Origin of the sequence: uncultured Lactobacillus sp., assembly GCF_948948975.1 — a bacterium.
Lineage (GTDB): Bacteria > Bacillota > Bacilli > Lactobacillales > Lactobacillaceae > Lactobacillus.
Genome location: NZ_CARBVX010000010.1, coordinates 1 through 12,705 on the forward strand (window position 1 = coordinate 1; position 12,705 = coordinate 12,705).

Here is a 12,705-nt window from a genome sequence, read left to right on the forward strand (position 1 = left end):
AAACTCTCACTCATGCTTACCGAATTACTTAAGCTTTCACTCATGCTTACTGAGTTACTTAAACTTTCACTCATTGATACTGAGTTGCTCAAGCTTTCGCTCATGCTTACTGAGTTGCTTAGGCTCTCGCTCATCGATACTGAGTTACTCAAACTTTCGCTCATTGATACCGAGTTACTCAAGCTTTCACTCATGCTTACTGAGTTGCTCAAGCTTTCACTCATGCTTACTGAGTTACTCAAGCTTTCACTCATGCTTATTGAGTTACTTAAGCTTTCACTCATTGATACCGAGTTACTCAAGCTTTCGCTCATCGATACTGAGTTACTTAAGCTGTCGCTCATGGACACTGAGTTGCTTAAACTTTCACTCATGCTTACTGAGTTACTTAAGCTTTCACTCATGCTTACTGAGTTACTTAAGCTGTCACTCATGCTTACTGAGTTACTTAAGCTGTCGCTCATGGACACTGAGTTACTCATGCTCTCACTCATGCTTACTGAGTTACTCAAGCTTTCACTCATTGATACTGAGTTACTCAAACTCTCACTCATTGATACTGATTTGCTTAAGCTTTCGCTCATTGATACTGAGTTGCTCATGCTCTCACTCATGCTTACTGAGTTACTTAAGCTTTCGCTCATCGATACTGAGTTACTCATGCTCTCACTCATGCTTACTGAGTTGCTTAAGCTTTCACTCATGCTTACTGAGTTACTTAAGCTGTCACTCATTGATACCGAGTTACTCAAGCTTTCGCTCATGCTTACTGAGTTGCTTAAACTCTCGCTCATTGACACTGAGTTGCTTAAACTTTCACTCATACTTACTGAGTTGCTCAAGCTTTCGCTCATGCTTACTGAGTTGCTTAAGCTCTCACTCATGCTTACTGAGTTACTTAAGCTCTCGCTCATGCTTACTGAGTTGCTCAAACTTTCACTCATACTTACTGAGTTACTCAAACTTTCGCTCATTGACACTGAGTTGCTTAAGCTCTCGCTCATGCTTACTGAGTTGCTTAAGCTCTCACTCATACTTACTGAGTTACTTAAGCTCTCGCTCATTGACACTGAGTTGCTTAAACTTTCACTCATACTTACTGAGTTACTTAAGCTCTCGCTCATGCTTATTGAGTTGCTTAAACTTTCACTCATACTTACTGAGTTGCTTAAGCTCTCGCTCATTGACACTGAGTTACTTAAGCTCTCACTCATTGATACTGAGTTACTCAAGCTCTCGCTCATTGACACTGAGTTACTCAAACTCTCACTCATACTTACTGAGTTACTTAAGCTCTCACTCATGCTTACTGAGTTGCTTAAACTTTCACTCATGCTTACTGAGTTGCTCAAGCTTTCGCTCATGCTTACTGAGTTACTTAGACTATCGCTCATTGATACTGAGTTGCTTAAGCTCTCACTCATCGATACCGAGTTACTTAAGCTCTCACTCATGCTTACTGAGTTACTTAAGCTTTCACTCATGCTTACCGAGTTACTTAGACTTTCACTCATGCTTACTGAGTTGCTTAGACTTTCACTCATACTTACTGAGTTACTCAAACTTTCGCTCATGCTTACTGAGTTACTTAAGCTTTCGCTCATACTTACTGAGTTACTCAAGCTGCCGCTCATCGATACTGAGTTACTTAAGCTCTCGCTCATCGATACTGAGTTACTTAGACTTTCGCTCATCGATACTGAGTTACTCAAACTCTCACTCATTGATACTGAGTTACTTAAGCTTTCGCTCATTGATACTGAGTTGCTTAAGCTCTCACTCATGCTTACTGAGTCGCTTAAGCTTTCACTCATTGATACCGAGTTACTCAAGCTTTCACTCATGCTTACTGAGTTACTTAGACTTTCGCTCATGCTTACTGAGTTAGATAAGCTTTCACTCATTGATACTGAGTTGCTTAGGTTCTCGCTCATCGATACTGAGTTACTCAAACTTTCGCTCATTGATACTGAGTTGCTTAAGCTCTCACTCATGCTTACTGAGTTGCTTAGGCTCTCACTCATTGATACTGAGTTAGATAAGCTTTCACTCATTGATACTGAGTTGCTAAAGCTTTCGCTCATGCTTACTGAGTCGCTTAAGCTTTCACTCATGCTTACTGAGTTGCTTAGGCTCTTGCTCATCGATACTGAGTTACTCAAGCCTTCACTCATGGACACTGAGTTACTCAAACTTTCACTCATGCTTACTGAGTTGCTTAAGCTGTCGCTCATGCTTACTGAGTTACTTAAGCTTTCACTCATCGATACTGAGTTGCTTAGGCTTTCACTCATACTTACTGAGTTACTCAAACTTTCACTCATTGATACCGAGTTGCTCAAGCTCTCACTCATTGATACTGAGTTACTCAAGCTTTCGCTCATCGATACTGAGTTGCTCAAGCTCTCACTCATGCTTACTGAGTTACTTAAGCTTTCGCTCATCGATACTGAATTGCTCAAGCTTTCGCTCATGCTTACTGAGTTGCTTAGGCTCTCACTCATGCTTACTGAGTTACTTAAACTCTCGCTCATGCTTACTGAGTTGCTTAAGCTTTCGCTCATCGATACTGAGTTACTTAGACTTTCGCTCATCGATACTGAATTGCTCAAGCTTTCGCTCATGCTTACTGAGTTGCTTAGGCTCTCACTCATGCTTACTGAGTTACTTAAACTCTCGCTCATGCTTACTGAGTTGCTTAAGCTTTCGCTCATCGATACTGAGTTACTTAGACTTTCGCTCATCGATACTGAGTTACTTAGACTTTCGCTCATTGATACTGAGTTGCTTAGGCTCTCACTCATGCTTACTGAGTTACTTACGCTTTCGCTCATTGACACTGAGTTACTTAGGCTTTCGCTCATCGATACTGCGTTGCTTAGGCTGTTGCTCCTGCTTTCGCTCTCAGATATTACTGTACTCTCACTTTGTGAAGCACTAATACTTGCCGTATCTATTTTACGTAAGTAAACAGTAAATTTATTAGGACCATCTCCCAATGATCCATATACATATTTACTTAAATCACTTATAGATACACCATCTGGTGGAGTTAATACTTGACCAGTTTGGTTATCAACAACTTTTTCAAGAATATATCCTTCACTTTCTAAACCCTCTAATGTCGCAGTAGCATTTGAAAAAGTAATTTTTCCTTCAGCAGGTCCTTGAAAATTATTCGTAGCTTGCGTAAGTGTAATTGGATTTGAAGGATTAGTATCATTAATAAATTCAAGTGTAGCAGTTCGTGTATTAGTAGAATCATTTGAGTTGGTAACATCTCCGTTAACACCATAGGCAATACCAGCTTTCCAAGTATTCCAATCTATAGTGTTTGGTAAAGGAACTGTATCCCCCGTAACATTATTTGTAATAGTCATAACCGGGTGCGCCGTATTTTGCAACGCCTCTTGTAAGGCTGTATTACTTGTAGCTGCACCCATAGCAGGAGTATTTTCATAGTTATTCTTATCTACAGTAGGTGATTTATCAAGATCTTCCTGATATGACTTGATATCATCTGGCATTGTAAAACCATTTGCACTTACTGTTAAAGGAATAATCAATCCTTTTAATCTAATTGAAGAGTCAGCAATTTGAACATGATAAACCATTTTAATTTCACCATCAGTTGTAGTGGTTTCTTCATGTGTTACTGTAACTAGTGAAGTCATTTGACTAACTTTATTTATTTCATTCTTCAAGTAAACATTTGTAGGAGAACTTCCGGCAACTTCATTACTTAATTCATTATTTACATACCACGCATAGATGCTCTTAATCCGGTCTTCCATCTGACTGTCCGTAAGCCAAGTATAAGTAAATTCTTTACTATTTCCTACAGTAATTGTGATATCAAAATTAGAACCCGTATTGGCTTCAGAAGTAGATGCTCCACTAGTAGCAAGCCTAAAACCTATAGCATTAGCCCAATTAGTATTTATAGAGACACTATTATTTGGTCCCCAAACTCTATTATTATTATAAAAAATCCCCGCTGTAGTAGTGTTATTATAGTCAAGATACTGCTTATCATAAACATATTGCCCTTGAATGTGAAGGCCACTAGCGTAATGTTGTCCATTGATTGTTACATCATTGGTAGGAGTATAAGCAAATAGAGTTCCATTTTTAGATTCATCATCAGTATATTGATAAACATAGACTTTTCCTAAATTAGTGGTATTGTCACTACTTTGATTAGTGCTAATAGATGGTTGTTGAGACTGTGGATTTCCCCATCTTAATATTGGATTAATAGTTAACTTATTATTCCCACTAGTATACACAGCTGCTGCAGAATTAAAAACTATTCTATAATATGTCCCCATATTATATGCAGTGGCTATTTGCACTCCATTAGGAGTCATTAGAGGAAGATTGGCTGCTAATTTACTATCGTAAGTTTCAATATTTCCATTAGTATCTGGCAATCCCAAATGAACATCAATATATTGACCATCTTGTAAAGTTTGTTTTGGAGTGAGTGAAAAGGCAAGCTGTTCATATCCAGCATCACTACTTGTTGCTCCAGCAACTGGTGTTACTTTAAGGTTACTGATGGTATAGGCAGTAGTCGGTAATTTCTCTTTCCCTACCTGTATTGTATAAGTAACACTTCCGCTACTATTAGCAGCTTGATTACTTGGATCAGTCCAATTAACAGTTTGTGGACTTTTTACAACATTGAGCGCTCCATCACTTGTATTAAATGTATAAGTTCCATAGGTTGTACTAGAATAGTTAGAAACTTCTGCTACCAAAGGCGCAGTTGCATTTGAATAAGTGTGACTACCACCAGTGTTGCCATTAAAGTTTGGACTCAATTTAACCGATCCCATTACTGAATTAGTTGTAAAATTAGGCGTTGTCCCAGTTAATGATACTTCAAAGAGTTGCTCTCCATTTGGTCCATAATTGCCTAACTCTTTAACTGATGCCGTACCGGAATATCCACTAGTATCAAAACTGAAGTCATCTGTAGTAGCTGTAAATCCATCGGGTATCATTACAATAAATTTAGGATTTTGAACTGTAGATTCCCCAGTTGTTGATAAACGGAAACTATAAGTTGGCACTGAATCTCCACTGTACGTTTTTCCATTTGCATCAAGAATTGCAGTACCTGTAAATGTAGGAAGCAAATTTGTATTTATTGCATAGTTAATAATCGAACTGGCACTACTTTTTACTACGGCTATATTCTGTCCATTAGCTACAAAAGTATAATTAGCATCTGTTGATGCACTTGGTTTCGCATCACTTGCAAGTTCTGAAACTATTGGAGCCCCATTGCTTCCATAGCTATAGGTTCCTGTCTGAGTTGGATCTAGTGTTAATTTAAATTGTCCACCAAAATTCTGTGCCACATTCCAGCCAGGATTAAAGTCTAACTGGATTTTAAACAACTGCTCTCCATTTGGTCCGACTTTTCCTAAATCTTCAATTGAATAGTTACTTGGCGAATATTGATTAGATCCATTAAATTGACCACCAAAATAATTACCAACATTTTTGTCTATTAAACTAAAATCAGTTGTACTCGACGTAAAACCTTTAGGAATCATTACAATAAATTGTGGATTATTAACTGTAGAATTACCAAGTGTAGAAAGACGAACAGAAAGTGTTGGTATTTGTGACTGTGGCGTATTACTCGTGTAGTTAATACTATTACCAGAAACAAAAGCACCAGATGAATTTAAATTACCGAAAGAAGCAACTCCTGTAAATTGAGGTAATTCTACAGTGTTGTTAAGACTATAATTAATCGAGCCTTGTTGATTATTAATACCAGTAGAGTTTTTAACAACCTCAATTGCTTGCCCATTTACATTAAAAGTATACGAGCCACCTCCATAGGGGCTTGTTCCATTTGCTACCGCATAATTAGATACTTCAGAAACAAAGGGAGCGCCATATACATTATACGAAACTACACCTTTTGCATTTGCATCTAAAGTTAATTTGACTTGACCACCAAAGTTATTCCCCCAAGTTGGTGTTGCCCCAGTTAAGGTGATCATAAATAGTTGTTCACCGTTTGGACCGTAATTTCCTAGTTCCTTTATTGTCGATGTTCCATTATAAGGTCCTGCAAATCCTCCACCGCTAAAGATATCAATGCCTTGGCTATTAGTTAAAGTAGAAAAATCAGCCGTAGTAGCAGTAAATCCCTTGGGAATCATAATTATAAATTGAGGGTTCGTAACGGTAGAGTCTCCATATGTTGATAAGCGAAATGTATAGGTAGGTACAGCCCCATCTTTAAAGTCTGTTCCATTAACATTACTGCCATCAGCATTTTTAATCATCACTGTACCAGAAAAAGTAGGTTTAACAACTGTGTCATTTGTTGTTGCTAAAGTCACAAAATTAGCACCTAAAGCAATTGGTAATTGAGAATTTGCAGTCGAATTATTTCGTTCAATTGTATTATTCGTAGCTAGAGGCAAATTGACAAGAGAAGAGATATTTTTATTTAAATCTAAACTCGCCTGCAATGTAGTTGGAATATTATTCGAAGGTGAGGTATATACAGAAGTAATTGTAGATTCACTTACACGTGATGGATTAGCTGGTCTATTAATACCTGTAGAATTCTCTTCAACGTTTTTATTACTTTTTAATACTGTACTATGTTCATTAGAAGATAGATGGGATCTATTTATCTTTTGAGTATTAGATCTTTTTTCTGTTGATTTATTTTTGGCCAGACTTAGAGAATTAAGTATGCTTTCCGATTGACTCAGTGAATGTGAGAAACTCTGAGATTGGGATACGATACGGGAAATACTTTCAGACTGACTTATAGAGTCAGAAACACTTTCTGAAATTTTGAGACTCTTAGAAGTAGATGAACTTTGTGCTTCCGAATTACTAATGCTATTTTCTTTTTCAGTAGATTTACTATTTACTTGATTTGAAACCCCAGTTTTGGTACTTTCTGATACTGATCCCACAATTTGAGATTTAGCATCTACAGAAGTTTGTGCTGCATATACACGATCATTGGGTAAAATCGCAATACCAGTTGTTCCGGTACCTAAAATTGCTGCTAATGCAGCAAGTTCTTTAATATAGGACTTTGAATTATCACTCTGATCCTTTAATCTGTTGGGGTCTACATATTTTTTCTTTTGACTATCTTTTCTTTTATTTTTAAAATTTTTCTCTTCCATGCTTTTCCCAATCCATATCATAAATTACAATTATATAAATATTAATAGAACACATAAATAATACATTACTATACACATTTATAATATATCATTTGTAATTAAATTAAAGAAAAAGCACTTAGCATCGTCAATAGTGTCTACAAAAAAATAACATTTTTGTTATTCATTAGTTTAAAGTTATCATTAAAAATAATATGTATTATATAAAAAGAGTGCACTTTAATCAGTCCAAAATCTAGTATTAAAATATTAAAAAATACACTATTCTATAAAATCAGCTACTCATAGAATCGTGTATTCTTTTAATTATTAATTTTTATAGAGGTATATCCTTACATTTAAATCACAAACTTTTTAAGAGCTTTTGCAATACCATTATGATTATTATCATCGGTTACGAAATCAGCTTTTTCCTTAATATCTTCAATTGCATTTCCCATTGCAATCTTCTTAAAGCTTGGATTCTCAAACATAGAAACATCATTACCTTGATCACCAAAGACCATGACATCTTCGGGGCTAATTTTTAAACGTTGCGCCAAATCCATTAAAGCATTTCCTTTTGAAGCCCCAATCCCATTTAGCTCAATACAGTTATCTAAACTACGAACTATATCATAGGATTCGAAAGCCCAGTAGGGAATAGAATTCCATAGTTTTTCAACTTGATCACTATCTTTTGCACAAGTAAATCCTACCTTATTAAAGGTAAAATCTTGCGGAATCTCTTTACGTTCACGAACTCTGATTTCATTATCAGTTAAGGCAGCATTAATTTGCATTTGTACTGAGAGATCTCGATCTAAGGTCCAGAAACGTTCAGTTGTTTCAAAATGTAAGTTCACATGGGCAAGTCTCTGCAAGCGAAGCATTACTTCAAAGTCACGATAATTCATCTCTTGACTCATTAAAACTTTTCCAGACAAATCTTGTACAACAGCACCGTTAAAAACTACTGCATATTCTTCTGCTCCTTCAAGTCCTAATTGATTTTCAAAAGGCATTACCCCAGAGAGAGGACGCCCAGAAGCAAGAACAATTTTAATTCCCATCCCATGCGCCACTTGTAAAGTTCTCAACGTTTCAGGTGAAATTGTATTTCCACTGGTTAGTAAAGTTCCATCTAAGTCTACTGCAATTAGTTTTACCGCCATAAATTACCCCTATCTTCCAAAAATCATATAAAAAATTACATTTATTAATAATCCCATTAGTGCATAAAAGGAAACTGCATTAGCTTTCATTTTTTCTTTATTAAATATACCCGACTAGCAATAAAGCCCACTAAGGGAAAAAAGTATAAAAAATGATTGCCCATTCAGCAACTCCATTAACATCTGTATTTAATTTATGAATGAATTTTTTCTCCAACAAAAATAGAGACTAATAAATTATTAGTCTCTATTTTATATTAACCCACATAAAATTCAATATGCTGCTTTAGATTTTCAAAATCAATTGGTAAATGACCACCAATCTCACCATCTAAATTCACAGGAATCGGATCCTTATCTTTACTCTCACCTAATAATTCTACTTTCAAATTTTTAGTCTTAGTATAGATAATCTGTGGATCATTAACATGATTTCCATTCAAAGCCATAGCCATTAAACGTAAAACATCTACTGGATTTGCAGTTTTAACTACAATCAACTGAAATAGTCCATCTGATAATTGAGCATCTGGCATAATCCGCTCAAATCCGCCAATTGAATTGGTCATCCCTAAAAGAAACATTGATAAGTCTCCCTCATAGACTCCCTCATCATAGGTTAAACGCATCTTATTGCTACTGATTTTTGGTAGCATTTCTGCCCCCTTAAGCAAATACGCGCTATAACCAAGGACGGATTTCACTTCTGATGGCACACCATAAGTAAGCTCAGTTAATGAACCACTAGCAGCAATATTCATAAAATATTGCTTACCGGCACGCCCAATATCCATCTTTTGTGTTTTCCCTGTCAAAATCACCTTAGCTGCATCAACTAAATTATCTCTAGGGATTTTTAATGCGCGAGCAAAATCATTAGTGGTTCCCGCTGGAATAACAGCAAGCTTGGGGCTTTTTTCTAATGGAGCAACTCCATTAACTACCTCGTTGATAGTACCGTCTCCACCAGCCCCAACTAGCAAATCAAAACCTGCTAAGGCACATCTTCTTGCTTCATTTTGAGCAGACAGAGGGTCTGGCGTAGTTCTAAAAGCACTGGCCTCAAAACCAGCCTGTTCTAATACATTTAAAATATCTGCTACATTTTGAAGCATCTGCTCATGACCTGAAACAGGATTATAGATCAATCGTGCTTTTTTCGTCATCGCCTCTCGCCTCCCTAAAATGATTAACGACTTTGAAGTTCCTTGTTAAGCAATTGGTTAACAACTTTAGGATTAGCTTTACCACGAGTTTGTTTCATGATTTGACCAACCAAGAATCCAATCGCACGATCTTTACCATTCTTAAAGTCTTCAACAGATTGTGGGTTATCATCAACAACCTTAGTTACCATTGGCCCAAGAACAGAAACGTCAGATAATTGAACCATACCCTTATCTTCAACGTATTTCTTAGGATCAGTACCATTTTCAATAGATTCCTTAAAGACTTTCTTCGCAATCTTAGATGAAATAGTACCATCTTTGATCATCTTGATCATTTCGGCTAAGTGTTCTGGCGTCAACTTAATATCCGCAATGCCAACTTGATTTTCATTCAAGTAACCATTAACTTGAGTGTTTAACCAGTTAGCAGCTAAAGTTGGATCTGCACCAGCAGTAACGGCTGCATCGTAGAAATCACTTGATTCCTTAGTTTGCAAAATAACGTCTGCATCGTATTCCTTAATACCATATTCTTCAACGTAACGCTTACGACGTTCAAATGGTGATTCAGGTAAACTCTTTTCAATTTCGTCAATCCAGCTTTGCTTAATATGGTAAGGAGCAATATCTGGTTCTGGGAAGTAGCGGTAGTCTGCATCCCCTTCCTTAACACGTTCTAGGACAGTCTTACCAGTAGCTTCATCAAAACGACGAGTAGAAAGTTGAACTCTACCGCCAGAAAGTAACACTTGTTGTTGACGTTTTTCTTCATAAGCAAGAGAACGACGTACGTGGTCAAATGAGTTCAAGTTCTTCATTTCAACCTTGGTACCAAGCTTTTCTTGACCTGCAGGACGGATAGAAATGTTGGTATCAACACGCATTGAGCCTTCTTCCATCTTAACGTCAGAAGCACCAGTAAATTGAACAATTTGACGTAATTTAGTCAAATATGCATAAGCTTCTTCTGGGTCTTCCATATCAGGTTCAGAAACAACTTCAAGAAGAGGGACTCCCTGACGGTTTAAGTCAACGTATGAATAACCGTTAGCACCGTGTGTGTTCTTACCAGCATCTTCTTCAATGTGCATTTCATGGATACCAATACGCTTTTTCTTACCACGAACTTCAATTTCGATATAACCATCACGAGCAAGTGGTTGGAAGAATTGAGTAATCTGGTAAGCTTTAGGGTTATCTGGGTAGAAATAGTTCTTACGATCAAAGTGAGTTACTGGTAAAACATGTGAATGAGTTGCTAAAGCAACCATAATTCCAAGACGGTAAACGTCTTTGTTTAAACGAGGTAAGACACCAGGCATAGCCCAGTCAATAACATTAGTTTCAGTATTTGCTTCAGCACCATAACTAACTGGTGATGGAGAAAAAATCTTACTCTTTGTTTTTAATTCGAAGTGGACTTCTAGACCAATAGTCGATTTAAAATTCATTAATTAATCCTCCATTCCTGTAGGTGTTTTTTCGTAGAATTTATTATTACGTTCAATGAAATCAGCAACTTTAAATACATTTCCTTCATCAAAACGCTTAGCCATAATTTGAAGACCAGCAGGCATACCATCAACTAAACCTGCAGGTACACTAGCTGCTGGAATACCAGCCAAGTTAGCTGAAATAGTTAAAATATCATTATTGTACATCTTAATTGGATCAGAAATTTCTTCACCAATACCAAATGCTGGCTCAGTAGTAGTTGGTCCAACAATAACATCATTTTCTTCAAAAATCTTTTCAAAGTCGCGGCAAATTAATGTTCTAACTTGTGCAGCCTTCTTGAAGAATTCATCATATGCACCAGCTGATAAAGCAAAAGAACCAAGCATAATACGACGCTTAACTTCGTCACCAAAGCCTTCACTTCTTGATTTTACATAAACATCTAATAAGTTCTTAGTGTCCTTTGCACGGTAGCCATAACGAATACCATCATATCTTTGAAGGTTTGAAGAAGCTTCACTAGAAGCAACAATGTAGTAAGTAGGAACAACATACTTAGTATGTGGCAATGAAACTTCGTTAATAATTGCACCGGCATCCTTCAAAACATCAATTTGTTTTTGGATAACTTCGCGCATTTCACCGTCAACAGCATCCATGTATTCCTTAGGAACAGCCACACGTAAGCCTTTAACATCTTGGCCTAAGAAGCTAGTGTAATCAGGTACTTCTTGTTCAGAAACAGTTGCATCATGTTCATCAGGACCAGCAATTACGTTTAATACTTCAGCTGAATCCTTAACACGCTTACTCATTACACCAATTTGATCCAATGAAGAACCAAAAGCAATAAGTCCCCAACGTGATACTCTACCGTAGGTTGGTTTAATACCAAAAATACCATTGAAGGCAGCTGGTTGACGAATAGAACCACCAGTATCTGATCCAAGAGCTGCAACAACTTCACCGCTCGCAACTGCAGCTGCAGAACCACCCGATGAACCACCAGGAACTTTATCCAAGTTCCATGGGTTATGTGTTTCACCATAGTAAGAATGTTCAGTGGATGAACCCATTGCAAATTCATCCATGTTAGTCTTACCAACAAAAGTTGCTTGCGCCTTCTTTAATTTGCTAATTACAGTAGCATCATAAACAGGCATATAGTTGTAAAGAATGTGGCTAGCTGCTGTAGTCTTCATACCATTAGTAATGATATTATCCTTGATAGCAATAGGAATCCCAGCTAATTTATTTTTATTAAAATCTAAATTTTCTGCTGGCTTTGCGTCTTCATCAACAGTAATCCAGGCATTAATCTTTTTGTCTGTTTCTTTAATATTTTTAACTGTTTCCTTAGCTAGGTCTTCAGCTGTTATTTCGCCATCTTGTAATTTTTTATTTAATGAGTCAATGTTTTCATTTAAGTAATTCATTATTCATTATCATCCTTATCAATAATTACTGGCACCTTAATGAAGCCATCAGCTTTTTCAGGAACATTCTTCATTAATTCTGCGCGACTTTCCCAATGTTCAGGCTTGTCTTCTCTAAAGTCAGTCTCTCGATCAACAACTTGAACAGTTTCAGGAACTCCTTCAGTATCAACTTCGGCTAATTGATGTGCCATATTGATAATGTCACCCATTTGTTCAGTAAACTTATCAATTTCGTCTTCACCAAACTCAAGTCGAGATAGTGCTGCAACGTGATTGATTTCATCTTTTGTAATTTTCACCGTTT

At 36.8% G+C, this 12,705-nt stretch carries 6 protein-coding genes; all 6 read right to left on the reverse strand.

Going from position 1 to position 12,705, the window contains the following annotated elements:
* Positions 1-7,181: hypothetical protein (locus Q9R40_RS05255; protein WP_304676777.1), on the reverse strand; the 7,181-nt coding region annotated here is incomplete at its 3' end.
* A 338-nt stretch (positions 7,182-7,519) separates the two neighbouring features.
* On the reverse strand, positions 7,520-8,335 hold the full coding sequence (locus tag Q9R40_RS05260) for a Cof-type HAD-IIB family hydrolase (protein WP_304676780.1): 816 nt from the start codon (positions 8,333-8,335) through the stop codon (positions 7,520-7,522).
* A gap of 257 nt (positions 8,336-8,592) precedes the next feature.
* Entirely contained in the window at positions 8,593-9,501 is a 909-nt protein-coding gene (locus Q9R40_RS05265) for a diacylglycerol kinase family lipid kinase (protein WP_304676782.1), read from the reverse strand.
* 23 nt (positions 9,502-9,524) lie between these two features.
* Positions 9,525-10,955, reverse strand: coding sequence for an Asp-tRNA(Asn)/Glu-tRNA(Gln) amidotransferase subunit GatB (gatB, locus tag Q9R40_RS05270; RefSeq protein ID WP_260317184.1), 1,431 nt, complete (start codon positions 10,953-10,955; stop codon positions 9,525-9,527).
* 3 nt (positions 10,956-10,958) lie between these two features.
* Complete coding sequence (gene gatA / locus Q9R40_RS05275; RefSeq protein ID WP_023599883.1) at positions 10,959-12,398, reverse strand: Asp-tRNA(Asn)/Glu-tRNA(Gln) amidotransferase subunit GatA; 1,440 nt, start codon at positions 12,396-12,398, stop codon at positions 10,959-10,961.
* Positions 12,398-12,700 (reverse strand): Asp-tRNA(Asn)/Glu-tRNA(Gln) amidotransferase subunit GatC, encoded by a 303-nt coding sequence (gatC, locus tag Q9R40_RS05280; RefSeq protein WP_004897863.1) that lies wholly within the window; start codon positions 12,698-12,700, stop codon positions 12,398-12,400. The genes gatA and gatC overlap by 1 nt, the downstream gene beginning before the upstream one ends.
* Between the last annotated feature and the right edge of the window lie 5 nt (positions 12,701-12,705).